Raw genomic sequence first — 15,799 nt, forward strand, 5'->3', positions numbered from 1 at the left:
GGTTCCGCTCACCGAATCGGCGAGCTCTCAGGTCCATTTCGAGGAATCCTTCGCCGAGAGGGCGTGCCGGTCGGACCGTCGGCCAACAGACCCCGCAGCGGAGCGAGGGTCTCGTCCCAACTCAGGCGTTCCGCCTGTGCGTAGGCCTGGTCGCTGAGGGCACGCCACCGGTTCTCGTCCCGCATGTCGTCCACCACCGAGCGGAACGTCTCCTCGGTATAGGGCAGCGAACCCCGCAGCAGATCCAGGTGACGCCGCCAGGCGGGAACGAGTACCGGAAGCCCGTAGGAGAAGTAGTGGAGGTGTTTCGAGGAGAAGCCGTCGCGTCTCAACTGGTCCTTGCTGCAGGTGACCAGCCCCAGCTGGTACTGGGCCAGCACGTCGAGCGACGGCGTGTAACCGCGGTATCGCAGCCCCAGTCGCGGGTCGGGGGGAGGTCCGCCGAAGACATCGATGTGGGGGTAGAGCCTGCACAGACGCGTCAGCAGGTCGGGATCGTTGAAGCCCGCGCTCACATTGCCGAGGTAGACGACGCGCGGTGGATCGCTGAAGGAGGCGCGCCGGGCGGAGGGAGTGCAGCCGAAGTTCAGGGGCATCAGATTCCGCCCGCTGATCCCGTACTGCTCCAGGGCGTACCGGGCGTACGACTCCCAGTGGAAGGCCAGGTGATCCGTGCCCTCCAGCACCCGGGTCTCCAGCCGCCGGAGTTTCGCGTGCTGCCGCTCGGTGAGCCTGCCGTCGAAGTACACCTCGTCCGCCCAGGGAGCGGGGGCGTCGTACAGCGTGGGGGTGCGGCCGGCGTGGCGCAGGACCCCCGCGTCGTACACCGTCTCGCAGATCACGAGATCGAAGTCCTCCAGCCGGATCGACCTCTTCAGAATGTGTCGCCGAAGGTGGTGATCGGCGACCAGCAAGTAGTACGAGAGGTGGCGACGCCCGATGCCCCAGCGGCGGACGACCAGCGCGGAGGCCGCCTCCGTCGCGTACAGCGCGAGCCGCCCCGGACCGGGAGCGGGAAGCTTTCCGCGCAATGGTCCGCCGTTCCACCGGCTGAGGTGGTAGGTGTCGAAGAGGCTCACCTCGTGGCCGCGGGCGCGGAGGAACCGCTGGATCGCATCGGGTTTCACGCCGTTGGCGAAGGCGTCCTGCTGGCAGATGACGAGGATGCGTTTCATGGTTGCTCCTCCATCGCACGGCACTGTGCCCGCAGTTCCGCCTTGTCCAGGATCAGTGCGTACTGCCCGCGGATCATCTGCGAGTGGACGATCGGCGCGGTGCTGAACGAGGTGTGAGCGGCGTCCAGATGGCGCAGGCCGAGTGCGAGGTCGCGCAGATCGCCGTTGGACATCCGGTCGTCCACGCTCACGGTGCGGGTGATCGCGTCGAGGGTCCGGGTGGTGCCGAACGGATCGGTGATGCCGACCCCGCCACGCACCCGACCCACCAGGCCGCGCAGGAACTGCTGTTGGTGTTTGATCCGGTCCAGTTCGCCGCCGGGCAGTCCGTGGCGCTGACGGACGTACGCCAACGCCTCCTTACCGTTCATGGTGTGGGTGCCGGCCATGAAGTGCCGGTGCTGCTCGGGGTCGTAGCTGTCCCTCGCGACGGTGACCGGTACGCCGCCGACGGCATCGGTGAGGGACCTGAACCCGTGCCAGTCGACGACGCCGAAGTGGTCGACCCTGACTCCGGTGAGCTGTTCCACCGTCTTGATGAGCAGGGGCGGCCCGCCCCAGGAGAACGCGGCATTGACCTTGGCGGAGCCGTGCCCGGGGATGGGCACCCAGCTGTCCCGGGGGATGGACAGCGTGGCGGCCGTGCGTTCACCCGGGCCCAGACGCACGAGCATCAGCGTGTCGCTGCGCTGTGCCCCGTACGTCCACAACCGCGCCGTGGCGTCCCGTCCGGTGGTCGGTTCGCGGGAGCGGCTGTCGACGCCGGCCAGGAGGAAGGTGGTTCCGTCGGTGGCCCTGGGCCGTGGGCCGGCCGGGAAGGCGTGGGGAATGCGGGTCACCCGGTCGCCGTAGTGGTTCGTCGCCCACCAGACTCCGCCGGCGCCTAGCCCCAGGAGGACCGGCACGGCGAGGAGGGCGAGGACCAGCACCGCCCGCAGAAGCCGACGGCGTGGCCGGGCGGTCCCGCCGAGAGCGTGCCTCGGCGCCCACTGGGGCGGCTGACGGTGCCCGGACATCAGAAGCCGTCCGGATACGGATCGGCCATGCCGTCGTGCGGCCGGTGTGCCGGCGCCGACACGGGGAAGCCCGGGAGGAGACCGGCCAGCACCCGCCGCACCTCGCCGGGGTCGTTGCGGTCCGCCGCCGCGTACAGGGCATGGAGCCGCTCCGGCAGCGCGGCCGGGGGCCCGTCGCCGTTGACGGGCCTCGCCGCGAGGATCCGCGGGTGGGCGGTGCGCGTCTGCCGCTCGCGGGAGGAGAACAGCGTCTCGTTGAGCTTCTCGCCCGGCCGCAGCCCGGTGAAGCGGATGTCGACGTCCGGCACGTGCACGGAGCGGGCGAACTTGCGGACGATGTCCACGATCCGCACGGGGCTGCTCATGTCCAGCACGAACACCTCGCCGCCCCGGGCCATGCGCGCCGCCTCCAGGACCAGGCCGACCGCCTCCTCGACGGTCATGAAGAACCTGGTCACGTCCGGGTGGGTGACGGTCACCGGGGTTCCCCTGCCCAGTTGCTCCGCCACCACCGACAGCAGGGAACCGCGGCTGCCCAGGACATTGCCGAAGCGGACGGCCGAGAAGACGGTTCCGGGCGGGACCTCGCGCTGACCGTGCTGCACGATGAGCTCGGACAGACGCTTCGTCGCGCCGAGCACCGACACCGGGTCGGCCGCCTTGTCCGTGGAGATCAGTACGAAGCGCGCGGTGCCCACCGCCGCGGCGGCGCGGACGAGGTTCTCCGTTCCCCGCACGTTCGATTTCACGCCTTCGCATGGATGCAGTTCGAGCAGCGGCAGATGCTTGTGGGCGGCCGCGTGGAAGACCACCTCCGGGCGCAGTTCGCGGAAGATCTGGTCGATACGGGCTCGGTCCCGGATGTCCGAGATCACGATGTCGTCGCCGCGCAGGGCGTCGCCGTAGAGCTCCAGTTGCAGCCGATGCAGGTTCGACTCGTCGTGGTCGAGCAGGAACAGCCGGCTCGGGCCGAAGGCCCGTACCTGGTGGCAGAGTTCGCTGCCGATCGAACCGCCGGCGCCGGTCACCAGGACCCGCCGCCCGACGATCGTCGAGCGTGCCTCGGGACTCACCACGTGCACCTCGGCGCGGCCGATCAGTTCGCGTACGTCCAGCGACCGCATGTCGCTGCCCACCACGTCGCGGCGCAGGGCCGCGATGAACGACGGCAGGTACCGCACGTTCGCCCCCTCGGCCTCGGCGTCCCGCGCCACCTGGTGGAAGCGGTCCGGGGCGAGACCGGGGATGGCCACGACCACCACCTCGATCCGGTACGCCGACACGGCGGCCCGGGTCTCGTCCAGGCCGCCCAGTACGGGCAGGTCCCCGGTGGCATCGGCCCGTTTGGCGGGGTCGTCGTCGAGGAAGCAGACGGGGTCGAGCCCGAACTCGGGGGTGCGGGCCAGATCCCGGGCGAGCGCCTGTCCGGCCTCACCGGCACCGACCACCAGAGTGCGCAGGCCGTGGAGCGGTCGCCTCTCCCGCGGTCGGACCGTGGCCGAGGGGGCGGCGAGCCGGGCCAGCTCCGCGCAGACCCGGTCGACGGCCCGCTCGGTGAGACCGGGGTACAGGGGCAGCGACAGGAGCTGCGGGTACAGCGCGTCGGCGCCCGGCAGGTCACCGGGCGGGATGATCGCCGTGCCCTGGAAGTACGGCATGTGGTGCAGGGGGATGAAATGGACGGAGGTGTGGATGCCGTGCTCGGAGAGCCGCTCGACGAGTTCGTCACGGCCCGTCCCGTACTCCTCCAGCACACGCACCACGTAGAGGTGGCGGGCATGCCGCCCGGGCGTGGCGGCCTCCAGCGGTTCGAGTCCGCGGACAGCCGCCAGCGCCGTCGTGTACCGCGCGGCCAGGGCTTCGCGCCGCCGCTGCCAGTTGTCGAGGTGCCGGAGCTGGGCCCGCCCGATGGCGGCCTGCACATCCGTCATATTGGCCTTCAGGCCCGCCTCCTCGACGGTGTACCGCCAGGAGCCGCCCGGCAGGTCGCGCCGCCAGGCGTCGGCGGACATCCCGTGCAGCCGGGTGCGACGGATCCGCTCGGCGAATTCGGGGTCGTCCGTGGTCACCATGCCGCCCTCGCCGATGGGCAGGTTCTTGGTGGCGTAGAAGCTGAAGCAGGTCGCTCGCGACACGCTGCCCACCGGCCGGTCGCCCACCGACGTGCCCAGGGCGTGCGCGGCGTCCTCGACGACGTGCGTCAGGGGCAGCCGCGCCGCCCGCGCCAGTTCGGCGACCGGTGCCGGGGCGCCCGCGTAGTGCAGGACCACCATCGCCTGGGGGCAGCCGCACACCCGGACCGCCCGTGCGACGGCGGCCGGGGTGGGCATCGCGGTACGCGGATCGACGTCGACCAGGACCGGCCGCAGCCCGGCGTGCAGGACGGCCTGGGCCACGCCGCAGAAGGTGACGGCCGGGACCAGGACGGTCCCGCCGGCCGGCAGCCGCAGGGCTCGCAGCGCCAGTTCGAGCGCCGCGGTGCACGAACTCACCGCGACCGCGTGCGCGGCCGAGACGTAGGCCGCGAACTCGTTCTCGAACAGCTCGGTCTCGGGGCCGGTGGTGACCCAGCCGGAGGCGAGCACCCGCTCCGCCGCCCGCCGGGCACTCGGACTGATCCAGGTCGAGGCGAACGGCACGTCCTGCTGCGCCGGGTGCTCCGCGGGGCGGGCGCCGTCGTCCGGCTCCCGCCGAGGGTGCAGACCGTGAACCTTCATCTCGCGCTCCCCACTCGCCGCTCCCCGGGGAACGACGGCACCCTCCGATGCAATTGCGTATATTTACGTCGTATACGTACACATTGCGCTCTCGAGCGCATAGAGTCAACACAGGCGGGGAACGGCACGGGTCCGAGCGTGTGGAGGCGAGGCATGGCCAAGGAGCGGAGCGAGACGCGCAAGAAGGACGCGGGTCCGCCGGCCGACCCGGCGCGCCGCGCCAGCGACCGCGGCCGTTACGGCCGGCTGAGCCGGGAGCGGGTGCTGGCCAGCGCGCTGGACCTGGTCGACCGGGAGGGCCTGTCGGCGCTGAGCATGCGCCGGCTCGGCACCGAGCTGGGCGTGGAGGCGATGGCGCTCTACCGGTACGCGGAGGGCAAGGACGCCCTGCTGGACGGCCTGGTGGAGGCCCTGTACCTCAAGCTGGAGGAACGACTGGCCACCGAGCCCACCGCCGCAGACTGGCGCGACGGGCTCCAGCGCATCGCCCGGGCGACCTACGACGTCTGTCTCGCCCACCCCCAGGCGGTCCCGCTGCTCACCACGCGCATGCTGGCGGTCCCGCTCGCCCAGCGTCCGCTCGCCGTCCTGAAGGACCACGAGAGGGTGCTCACCCTGCTCCGTCAGGCCGGTCTGGACGACGTCCGCGCCTCCGCCGTGTTCCGTGCCTTCACCGCATGGCTCCTCGGCTATGTGTCCGCGGAGCTGCGGCCCATGGTGGACAACCCGGAGGAGCCCGATCCCGCCTTCCGCCTCGGACTGCACCGCATGCCGCCCCAGGAGCTGCCGACGCTCCGGGCGACCGCCCCCGCCCTGGCCGAACGGGGCGGGCCGGAGGGCCTGGCCGCCGGCCTGGACGCACTGCTCGACCGTTTCGCCCGCGCTCAAGCGGAGTGAAGGGCCCGGCCGCCGGCGGTCCTGCCTCGGCGAAGAACCTGGTCGACAGCGTGCTCGCCGGGATCGGGCCGACGTCGTAGATCACCTCGTCGAGCACCGACTCCAGCGAGTGGGCGGTGTACGGCAGTTGAGACGACTCCCGGTGGTTCTCCGCCCGGCGGAACCCGCCGGGCCGCGACGGAGCATGGGACTCCACGCTCCGTCAGGAGTCCCCGTTTTCACGGATGGCGCGGCATCCCGCGACGCGAGGCGATATCTCTTCCTGCGCGTGCGGGAAATGACCAGCTGAGTAAAATGGATGCCGGAAACGTCGATGTCTCGGCGAGAAGGAGCCCGCACAGCTGCGGAGAATTCTCCTCAACACCAGCCCGATGCCACGAGCCTCTCCGTTGTTCTCCGGTGCCGTTCGCCCGATGAGTGGCCCCCAGGAGGTGAATTGGGGTGAACGCGCGACTGCGCAGCCAGGGCGTGATGGCGGCCGTCAGCGTATGCATCGTCGTACTGACCGCGTTCTACTACGCCTTTCCGGAACAGCGGTTGATATTCGTCGCCATCGGGGCAACGGGAGTCATCGGTATTGTCCTGGGTGTCATTCTCAACCGCCCGGCGCATCGATCCCCCTGGCTGTTGCTCGCCGCGGGAAACCTCGCCTTCGCCGCGGGCGAGGCCACCCAGATCATCCTCATCCAGTCTCGTGAACAGGTCCCTTTCCCGTCGATCGCCGATGGCTTCTATCTCGCCGCGTATCCGCTCTACGCGGCCGGGCTGCTGGGCTTCGTCCGCTGGCGCACCAGCTGGCGCGACCGCGCGAGCCTCGTCGACGCGCTGACGCTGACAGTCGGCCTGGCACTGCTGTCGTGGCTCTTCCTCATCGAGCCGAACTCCCACGTCCCGGGTCTCACCTGGGTGCAGAAGGCGTTCGCCATCGCCTATCCGCTCGGCGACATCCTCGTCCTGGCGATGCTGCTGCGCCTGCTCGCCGGCCGCGGCGGCAGGAGCCGCTCGCTCCTGCTGCTCACCGTCGGCACCCTCGGCCTGCTCACCGCCGACGTGCTGTACGGCCTGATCCAGCTGAACGGGACGTGGCGTACGGGTACCGCGGTCGAGCTCGGCTGGGTCGTCCTGTACGGCGCCTGGGCGGTCGCCGCGCTCGATCCGTCCATGCGGTCGCTGACCCGCCCGGTGGCATGGCGGGCCGAGACCGGTACCGGCCGGCTGAGCCTGCTCGTCCTGGCGTCGCTGATCGCGCCGGGCATCCTCCTGACGGAAGCGGTGCGCGGCGAAAGCTCCGACATCGGCGTCATCGGGGTGTTCTCCACGGTGCTCTTCCTCCTCGTGCTCTACCGGCTGGCAGGCGTGGTGGCGACCCACCGGCAGGCCGTCGGCCGGGAGAAGGCGTTGCGCAACGCGGTGTCGTCACTGGGCGGAGCCGGCGATCCGCGGGATGTGGCCGCCGCCGTCCACTCCGCGGTGATGGAGCTGACGTCGCACGGCCCGTTGCGTTCCGCTCTGCTCACCCTGCCGGACAACGCGCTCTGGGTGAACGGGGCGTACGGCGACGTACGAGGGCCCGTGCCCGCGCAGGGGACGGCAGCGGTACGGGAACTGGCCGCGTCCGGCGAGAACCACCTGACGGCGCTCGACGACGTGGGGCCCGATCTCGCCGCCCGGCTCACAGGCCGGGAAGAGGAGCCGACCCGAGCCGGCCACGCGCTGGTCTGCCCGCTCACCTCGCAGGTTCACCCCTCGGGCGATCCGCTGATCGGGGCGCTGATCGTGGCCGGCGACGAGCACGCCCTGCTCGTGCTCCGCGACGCGATGGAGACGCTCGCCGCGCAGACGGCACTTGCCGTGGCGCGGGTCACCCTCGCCGAGGAGGTCAACCGGCGCAACAGCGAGGCGTACTTCCGCACGCTGGTGCAGAACGCCTCCGACGTCATCCTGATCCTCGACGAGGACGACTGGGTCCGTTACGCCAGCCCCTCCGCCGGCCAGATGCTGGGCGTCCCGAGCCTGGAGGGCACCCGGCTCATCGATCTGGTGCCACCGCAGGACACCCAGGCGGTGATCGAGACGCTCGGCCGGATTCGGAGCCACGAGTACCAGACCAGGCGTGAGCACTGGCGCATGGTGCGCGTCGATCAGACGTCGATCGAGGTCGAGGTGAGGTGGAGCGACCTGCGGGAGGAGGCCACCGTCGGCGGGGTGGTGCTCACCCTGCGGGACGTGACCGAACAGCGCAAGCTGGAACGCGAGCTCACCCATCAGGCTTTTCACGACTCGCTCACCGGCCTGGCCAACCGCGTGCTCTTCCAGGAACGGGTCAACCACGCCCTGGTGCAGGTTCAGCGCGAGGGCACGGTGGTCGGCGTGCTCTTCGTCGACGTGGACGACTTCAAGGTGGTCAACGACATACACGGCCACGGTGTGGGCGACGAACTCCTGGTCGCGCTGTCCCTTCGTCTGCAGACCACCGTCCGTGCCTCCGACACCGCCGCGCGCCTCGGCGGCGACGAGTTCGCGCTGCTGGTGGAGGGCTCCGCCGCGACCGAGAGCGTGGAGCGGTTCACCGAACACGTGATGAGCGTGTTCGCCGAACCGTTCCGGCTCAGTGTGGGACCCATGAGCGTGTACGCCAGCGTCGGCTTCGCGACGACGGACGACAGCGTCGACTCGGTCGAACTGCTCACACACGCCGACCTGGCGCTGTACGCGGCGAAGACGGCGGGCAAGCGCCAGTGGCGCCGCTACCGCCCGGAACTGCAGAGCGGCATGGCCGAGCGTGCCAAGTTGCAGGAGGGACTGGACAGTTCGCCGATCGAGACGTCGTTCCTGGTGCTCTACCAGCCCATCGTGGAGCTCACCAGCGGGCGGATCTCCGGCTTCGAGGCGCTCGTGCGCTGGCCCCACTCCACGCGCGGCATGGTGATGCCCGAGCAGTTCATCACGCTGGCCGAGGAGAGCGGGCAGATCGTCCCGCTCGGCGCCTGGGTGCTCAATCGGGCCGCGGCCGAGGCCGTCAAGTGGGAGGACTCCCTGTGCCGTTACGGGGTGCCCGACCGCAACGCACCGTATGTCAGCGTGAATGTGTCATCGCGTCAGTTCCGGGACGAGGAGTTCTACAACGTGGTCCGGCGCGCCCTGGATCTGTCCGGCGTCGAACCGTCGTCTCTCGTACTGGAACTGACCGAGAGTGTGTTGATGTACAACGACGAACGTATCCTCCGGGAGATGAGGTCGCTCACCGACCTGGGGATCCGTATCGCGATCGACGATTTCGGAACGGGCTACTCGTCCCTGAGCTATCTGCGTGAATTCCCCATCTCGATACTCAAGATCGACAAGTCGTTCGTCGACGAACTCGGGCGCTCGTCCGAGCAGTACGCCCTGGTCGAGGGGATCACGCATCTCGCGGACACACTCGGCCTCACGGTGATCGCCGAAGGAGTGGAGGACATGAGACAGCAGGAGGTGCTGATCTCCATGGGCTGCCCGCTCGGCCAGGGGTACCTGTTCGCCGAACCGGTCAGTGCGGAGGAGGCGGGGCAGCTGGTCCTCGCGCCGCCGCTCGGCCGCCCGGCCTGATCGCCCGCGGCGCCCGCGGAGGGGAAGCGGTCATGGCGGCGGCCCGCTCCCACGAAGGGCGCAGGCCGTGCTCCGCAGAACGCCGCACCAGGCAGGAGGCCCAAGGTGACGGAACGTGATCACCCTCCGGCAGAGCCGGCCGCGTTGTGCGTCGTACTGCGCAACGACGAGGAGCAGTACGCGATCTGGCCCGCCGGTCGCCGGATTCCGGCCGGGTGGCGGCGGATCGGCGGACCGGCGGACGCCACGTCGTGCGGGAGCCTGGTCGACCGCCTGTGGACCGACATGCGGCCCGCGAGCGCCCGCGGCGAGCGGCGGCCCCGGGGATCCGGGCCGCGTACCGTGCCCGAGCTCGTCCGGGAGCGGGCGCGGCGCGAGCCGTCCGCGCCCGCGGTGCTCTCGGACGAGGGCCGGCTCAGCTATGCCGAGCTGACCGGCCGCGCCGACCGGCTCGCCCACGAGCTGCGGGAGTCCGGTGCCGGCGCGGAGTCCGTGGTCGCCGTGTGCCTCGACCGGGTGCCCGAGTTGATCGTCACGCTGCTGGCGGTGCTGAGCTCCGGCGCCGCGTTCCTGCCCCTCGACCCGGCGACTCCACGGCAACGGATGGTCGCGCTGGTCGAGGAGACCGGTTCACGCCTCATCGTCTCCAGCCCCGAGCGCGCCCCGATGTTCGCCGGGTGCGAGGCACGCGTCGTCTACGCCGGGATCGCCGGGGAACCGGCCACGCGGGCGCCGGCCGAACCGCCGGAGGCAGGCGGCCCCCGGCCGGACGACCTCGCCTATGTGATCTACACCTCCGGATCCACCGGACCGCCCAAGGGCGTGATGATCACCCACCGGTCGCTGTCCCACTCGCTCACCGCGGTGGCCCGGGCCTACGAACTGACGCCCGGCGACCGGGTGCTGCACGCCGCGGCGCTCGGCTTCGACACCTCACTGGAGCAGATCTTCGCCACGCTGATCAGCGGCGCGACGCTCGTCCTCGCGGGCGCAAGGACGTGGGCACCCACCGACCTGCTGCGCCGCCTCCCCGAGCACGGGATCACCGTCGCCGACCTGACCCCCGCCTACTGGCAGCGGATCGTCTCCGTCGCGGACCGCGGCGAGATCCTCGCGTCGCTGAGGCTCGTCATCGTCGGCGGCGAGATCGTCACCGCCAAGGACTGCCGCGCCCTTCGGCGCCGGATCCCCGGCGCTCGGCTCGTCAACGCCTACGGACTCACCGAGACCACCATCACCTCCACGCTCTGCGACCTGAACGAGGAGGTGCTCGCCGCGCCGGACACCGCAGTCGCCCCGGTCGGCACACCCGTGGAGGGAACCCGGGTCCACGTCCTCGACGCGGAACTGCGCCCGGTGCCGCCGGGCGAGCGCGGCGAGATCTACCTCGGCGGCCCGGGTGTCGCGCGCGGTATCTGGCGGCAACCCGCCCTGACCGCACGGCAATTCCTGCCCGACCCGTACGGCTCCGCGCCGCGGGACCGGATGTACCGCACCGGGGATCTGGGCCGCCGGCGCTCGGACGGCAACCTGGAGATCCTGGGCCGGGTCGACGACCAGATGAAGATCCGCGGATTCCGGGTCGACCCGGCCGAGATCGAGGCCGTGCTCGTCTCCCACCCGGAGATCGGCCAGGCGATGGTGGTGGCCCGGGCCCGCGACAACGGCGACCGGGACCTCGTCGCGTACTACACGCCGACCGCGCCACCGACCGGCGGCGCGGCGGCGCTGCGCGCCCGGCTGCGGTCGGCGCTCGCCGAGGTCCTGCCGGGCTACATGATCCCGGCGGCCTTCCACGCGGTGGAGCGGCTGCCCGTCACGCCCGCCGGAAAGCTCGACCGCAGGGCCGTGCCGGAAACCGGGACCAGGGCCTCGGCGACCGCCGCCGACGACCGTCCGGTGCCGCAGGGGATGGCCCAGTTGTGGGGCCAGATCCTGGGTGTGGAGTACGTCCGTCCGCACGACGACTTCTTCGAGCTGGGCGGCAACTCGCTGCTGGCCATGGAGATGCTCGCCCGGACCCGCGTCGTCTTCGGCATCGGCGTCGGCCAGATCCGCGACCTGACCCGTTCACTGCTGCGGCATCCGACGCTCACCGCGTTCGCCGAGTCCGTGCGCCGGGCACGGGCCGGCACCCTGGCCCACCCGGACGGCGGGAACGTCGACTTCGCCGCCGAGACCGACCGGCGCGTCCCGGCGGTGGGCCGTGAAGCGCCGGCTCCGCTCCCCGGCAACCCCGGCGACGTCCTCCTCACCGGGGCGACCGGGTTCTGCGGCGCGTACATGATCGACGAGCTGCTGCGCAGGACGACGGGACGGATCCTCTGCCTGGTCCGGGCCGACGACGAGCGGCACGCCATGGAGAGGATCCGCGGGAGCCACCGGCGGTACGTCGGCAGCGATCTGTCGAGCGCGCGCGTCAAGCCGGTCGTCGGCGACCTGGGCAAACCAGGACTGGGGCTGTCATCGGGCCGGTTCGACGAGTTGGGATCGACCGTCGACGCCGTCTACCACTTCGGCGGACAGGTCAACTTCATCTACCCGTACCACGAGTTGCGCGCGGCCAACGTCGACGGAACGTACGAGATCATCCGCCTCGCCGCCCGCAGGGCCGTCCCCGTCCACTTCACCTCCAGCATGGCGGTGTTCGCCGGATTCGGGCCGGCCGGCGTGCACGAGGTGACGGAGAGCACGCCGCCGCGCTTCCCCGACTATCTGTCGGTGGGATACGTGGAGACCAAATGGGTCGCCGAGGCGCTGCTGAAGAAGGCGTCCGACGCGGGCCTGCCGGTCACCGTCTACCGCCTGATGGACATCACGGGCGGCAGCGGAACCGGCGTGATGAACACCAGCAGCGAGATGGCCGCCCTCATCGACTTCATCGCGCGGACCGGGCTGTGCCCCGAAGTCCGGCTGTCGCTGGACTTCCTGCCGGCCGACCACCTCGCCCGCGCCATCGGGCACATCTCCACCCGCCATCCCGCTCGCGGCGAGGCCTACCACCTCACCAACCCCCGTCCCGCGCTGCTGGAGTCGCTCGCCGAGCGCCTGCGCCAACGGGGTCACCCGGTCCGGCAGATCCCGTACGCCGAGTGGATCGCCGATCTGGTGAAGTACGCGGCCGGGCACCCCACCGACCCGATCACCCCGTTCGTCCCGCTCTTCGTCGACCGGTGCTCCCGCGCCGACATCACCGTGAGCGAGATGTACTTCCAGGGCGTCTTCCCGGAGTTCGCGCGCGCCAACGCGGAACGAGCACTGAGCGAGGCCGGCATCGACGTACCGCCGATCGACGCGGAAGTGATGGACCGCCACATCGACTTCCTCCAAAAGGCGGACTATGACCGGCCGGTGGAGAGCGGAGAGCACGGAGCGGCCCGAACGGCACGGTGGTGAGCCGATGCCCGGCTGGGAGGAGCTGGACGTGCAGGACGCGGCGCCCGACGGTCCGGTGGCCTTCTGCGCCGACCTCAGCCCCGCCGGTCTCCTGGCGGCGTACCGCGCCGGCGTCTATCCGTTCCCGGCATCCGACGAGTACACCCGCGCCCTCAACGAGGTGGTCTTCGCCGACCAGGTCCGGGACGGCCGCATCCGGCTCGTGGAGAAGGACGCGGGAAGGGACGCGGGACAGGACTCAGAGGAGGACCCGGAGGAGGACCCGGCCGACCCCTACGCCGTCTCCTGGTGGTCGCCCGACCCCAGGCCGGTGCTGCCCGTCTCGGCCGCGCACCTAGGCCGGAGCCTGGCCCGGCGGCTGCGCAACCGGCTGCCCTGGTCGACCAGCCTGGACCGCCGGTTCGAGCGGGTCGTCCGCGAATGCCGCGTCGGCCGCACCCCCCGATGGCTCACCGAAGAGCTGATCGCAAGCCTGGTCCGCCTGCACGAACTGGGCCACGCCCACAGCGTCGAGGTGTGGGAGGACGGCGAGCTGATCGGCGGCGTCTTCGGCCTCCGGGTCGGTTCGGTCTTCAGCATGGACTCGATGTTCTTCCACCGTCCCGGTGCCTCGAAAGTCGCGGTGACCGACCTCGCGGCCCGCTTCGCACAGGCCGGCGGCGTCTTGCTCGACGCACAGCGGGACAGCCCGCACGTCCGCGCCCTGGGCGGCATCCTCCTACCGCGGGAGCAGTACCTACGGCACCTCCGCCGCACCGCGCACGACACCTTCCCGATGCCCACCGCCGCCCTGCCCGCGCACCGCCTCGCCCCGCCAGGAAACCCCAGGCCAAAGCCCTGACCTGGGGTTCACCACGGAGCCCCCTGTCGGATTCGAACCGACGACCTACGCATTACAAGTGCGTTGCTCTGGCCATCTGAGCTAAGGAGGCCTGCACGAAATGACCACGCGCGATGATCACGCGCGCGATCACGTGCCCGTGCAGTGTACCCAGGTCCCCAGCGTGCCCTGTCGAAAATTTCCGCGAAGTTCACATGCCTTCGGGTACTGACAGACCGGGCGAACGCCAGGTACCGTCCGTATCCAGTTCACTCGTGTGGACTACACCACCACCTTCCTACAACGGATCGTCCGGCACGTTCCTGCCGGTAGAAGGGGGCCCTCACCATGGCCACTGTTTCGTTCGACAAGGCGACCCGGATCTACCCGGGCACCGAGAAGCCCGCCGTAGACGGACTGGAGATCGAGGTCGGGGACGGCGAGTTCCTCGTCCTCGTCGGTCCGTCCGGCTGTGGCAAGTCGACCTCGCTCCGGATGCTCGCGGGGCTCGAGGACGTCAACGCGGGCGCCATCCGCATCGGTGACCGCGACGTCACGCACCTGCCGCCGAAGGACCGGGACATCGCCATGGTGTTCCAGAACTACGCGCTGTACCCGCACATGACGGTCGCCGACAACATGGGCTTCGCGCTCAAGATCGCCGGCGTCAACAAGGCCGAGATCCGCCAGAAGGTGGAGGACGCCGCGAAGATCCTCGACCTCACCGAGTACCTCGGCCGCAAGCCCAAGGCCCTCTCCGGTGGTCAGCGCCAGCGTGTGGCGATGGGTCGCGCCATCGTGCGTGAGCCCCAGGTCTTCCTCATGGACGAGCCGCTGTCGAACCTCGACGCCAAGCTCCGTGTCTCGACCCGTACGCAGATCGCCTCGCTCCAGCGCCGCCTCGGCATCACCACCGTCTACGTCACCCACGACCAGGTCGAGGCCATGACGATGGGCGACCGGGTGGCCGTGCTCAAGGACGGTCTGCTCCAGCAGGTCGACAGCCCCCGCAACATGTACGACCGCCCCGCGAACCTCTTCGTCGCCGGCTTCATCGGCTCCCCGGCCATGAACCTGGTCGAGGTCCCGATCACCGACGGCGGTGTGAAGTTCGGCAACTCGGTCGTCCCGGTCAACCGCGACGCCCTCAAGGCTGCCACCGACAAGGGTGACCGCACGGTGACCGTCGGCGTGCGCCCCGAGCACTTCGACATCGAGGAGCACAACGGCGACGCCGCGAAGTCCCTCACCAAGGACACCGAGGACGCCCCGGCCGGTCTCGCGGTCTCCGTGAACGTCGTCGAGGAGCTGGGCGCCGACGGCTACGTCTACGGCAGCGCCAAGGTCGGCGACGACCTCAAGGACCTGGTCGTCCGCGTCAGCGGCCGCTCGGTGCCGGAGAAGGGCTCGACGCTGCACGTGGTGCCGCGTCCGGGCGAGCTGCACGTCTTCTCGACCTCCACGGGCGAGCGCCTCACCGACTGATCAAACGTTCCCAGGAAGGGCCCCGCGGTCGTCCGCGGGGCCCTTTCCGTTGGGAAAAGCCACTCAGCCATGTCGACAAATACCCCGGCAGACCCGTCATTTCGAGCAGTGTTCGTCAACGCCCTACCCAATTCGGGGCACCAAGCCATCCCCCGAATTGGTGACTAAATGTCGCCAAATCATTACCGGACGCTACCCTCACACGCGTGAAGCACTCCAATAACCAACAGCCGCGACGCGGCCGGGGCCCCGCTCGCCGGGTCGGCCGCACCCTCGCCCTCGTCCTGCCCGTCATGATGGTGCTCTCCGGGACCCTCGCGGTCACCCGGGTCAACTGGTCGGGGAGCCCCTCCAGTTCGATGCTCACCGCGACGGACGTCACGGCGGCCGGAGCCTCCTCCAGGGCGGCCGCGCGCGCCCCGCAGGACATCCTGCGCGACCAGCTCATGTCCGAACTCCAGGACAAGAACCCTGGCGTCGTCCTGACCCACCTCCAGGAGGCGGTCAACGGCCACCCGTCACTCGCCACGCACTGCACCTCCATCGCCCGCGCACTGGGCCGCGCCGCGGTCCGTATCTACGGCGCGGCGCGCGCCCAGTCCTACGCCCGCCCCGTGTGCGACACCGCGTTCGCCTCCGGGGTCATGGCCGCGCACAGCTGACCGGAGCCGGTGCCCGGAGTAGGAGGTCGGTAACGGCTGATTAAGG

Annotated in this window: 9 protein-coding genes and 1 tRNA gene; 6 read left to right on the forward strand and 4 right to left on the reverse strand. The window is 70.6% G+C overall.

Translation table 11 applies throughout. From position 1 onward, the window contains the following. Positions 1–8 precede the first annotated feature (8 nt). Genes AB0M63_RS16455 through AB0M63_RS16465 form a run of 3 tightly spaced genes read right to left on the reverse strand, consistent with a single transcriptional unit; the run spans position 9 to position 4,908 of the window. The gene (locus AB0M63_RS16455) at positions 9–1,175 is read right to left on the reverse strand and encodes a hypothetical protein (protein ID WP_366019833.1); all 1,167 of its coding nucleotides are present in this window, start codon (positions 1,173–1,175) and stop codon (positions 9–11) included. Then, a complete protein-coding gene (locus tag AB0M63_RS16460; protein ID WP_366019834.1) occupies positions 1,172–2,191 on the reverse strand; it encodes an LCP family protein in 1,020 nt (339 codons plus the stop codon). The genes AB0M63_RS16455 and AB0M63_RS16460 overlap by 4 nt, the downstream gene beginning before the upstream one ends. Further along, on the reverse strand, positions 2,191–4,908 hold the full coding sequence (locus AB0M63_RS16465) for a DegT/DnrJ/EryC1/StrS family aminotransferase (protein ID WP_366019835.1): 2,718 nt from the start codon (positions 4,906–4,908) through the stop codon (positions 2,191–2,193). Before AB0M63_RS16465 ends, AB0M63_RS16460 begins: the two co-directional genes overlap by 1 nt. 153 nt (positions 4,909–5,061) lie before the next feature. On the opposite strand from AB0M63_RS16465, the gene AB0M63_RS16470 reads away from it, so the two are divergent. From AB0M63_RS16470 to AB0M63_RS16485, 4 genes are all read left to right on the forward strand, one after another. Beyond that, positions 5,062–5,805, forward strand: coding sequence for a TetR/AcrR family transcriptional regulator C-terminal domain-containing protein (locus AB0M63_RS16470; protein ID WP_355910188.1), 744 nt, complete (start codon positions 5,062–5,064; stop codon positions 5,803–5,805). 441 nt (positions 5,806–6,246) lie between these two features. After that, positions 6,247–9,390, forward strand: coding sequence for an EAL domain-containing protein (locus AB0M63_RS16475; protein WP_366019836.1), 3,144 nt, complete (start codon positions 6,247–6,249; stop codon positions 9,388–9,390). A 105-nt stretch (positions 9,391–9,495) separates the two neighbouring features. Continuing rightward, the gene (locus tag AB0M63_RS16480) at positions 9,496–12,786 is read left to right on the forward strand and encodes an amino acid adenylation domain-containing protein (RefSeq protein ID WP_366019837.1); all 3,291 of its coding nucleotides are present in this window, start codon (positions 9,496–9,498) and stop codon (positions 12,784–12,786) included. A gap of 4 nt (positions 12,787–12,790) precedes the next feature. Next, the gene (locus tag AB0M63_RS16485; RefSeq protein WP_366019838.1) at positions 12,791–13,627 is read left to right on the forward strand and encodes a leucyl/phenylalanyl-tRNA--protein transferase; all 837 of its coding nucleotides are present in this window, start codon (positions 12,791–12,793) and stop codon (positions 13,625–13,627) included. Positions 13,628–13,644: 17 nt separating this feature from the next. Here the strand turns inward: AB0M63_RS16485 and AB0M63_RS16490 are convergent. Next, positions 13,645–13,718, reverse strand: a tRNA-Thr gene (locus tag AB0M63_RS16490). A gap of 236 nt (positions 13,719–13,954) precedes the next feature. On the opposite strand from AB0M63_RS16490, the gene ugpC reads away from it, so the two are divergent. Together ugpC and AB0M63_RS16500 are read left to right on the forward strand one after the other, a co-directional pair. Then, entirely contained in the window at positions 13,955–15,091 is a 1,137-nt protein-coding gene (gene ugpC / locus AB0M63_RS16495; RefSeq protein ID WP_355910176.1) for a sn-glycerol-3-phosphate ABC transporter ATP-binding protein UgpC, read from the forward strand. A 206-nt stretch (positions 15,092–15,297) separates the two neighbouring features. After that, on the forward strand, positions 15,298–15,753 hold the full coding sequence (locus tag AB0M63_RS16500; RefSeq protein ID WP_355910173.1) for a hypothetical protein: 456 nt from the start codon (positions 15,298–15,300) through the stop codon (positions 15,751–15,753). The last annotated feature ends 46 nt before the right edge of the window (positions 15,754–15,799 follow it).

Origin of the sequence: Streptomyces sp. NPDC051576 (assembly GCF_040681835.1) — a bacterium.
Classification (GTDB): Bacteria; Actinomycetota; Actinomycetes; order Streptomycetales; family Streptomycetaceae; genus Streptomyces.

What these genes read in the sequence shown, in the direction of transcription:
- AB0M63_RS16485 (WP_366019838.1), top strand. Translation starts at nt 12,791, where the DNA reads ATGCCCGGCTGGGAGGAGCTGGACGTGCAGGACGCGGCGCCCGACGGT.
- ugpC (WP_355910176.1), top strand. Translation starts at nt 13,955, where the DNA reads ATGGCCACTGTTTCGTTCGACAAGGCGACCCGGATCTACCCGGGCACC.
- AB0M63_RS16460 (WP_366019834.1), bottom strand. Translation starts at nt 2,191, where the DNA reads ATGTCCGGGCACCGTCAGCCGCCCCAGTGGGCGCCGAGGCACGCTCTC.
- AB0M63_RS16470 (WP_355910188.1), top strand. Translation starts at nt 5,062, where the DNA reads ATGGCCAAGGAGCGGAGCGAGACGCGCAAGAAGGACGCGGGTCCGCCG.
- AB0M63_RS16455 (WP_366019833.1), bottom strand. Translation starts at nt 1,175, where the DNA reads ATGAAACGCATCCTCGTCATCTGCCAGCAGGACGCCTTCGCCAACGGC.
- AB0M63_RS16465 (WP_366019835.1), bottom strand. Translation starts at nt 4,908, where the DNA reads ATGAAGGTTCACGGTCTGCACCCTCGGCGGGAGCCGGACGACGGCGCC.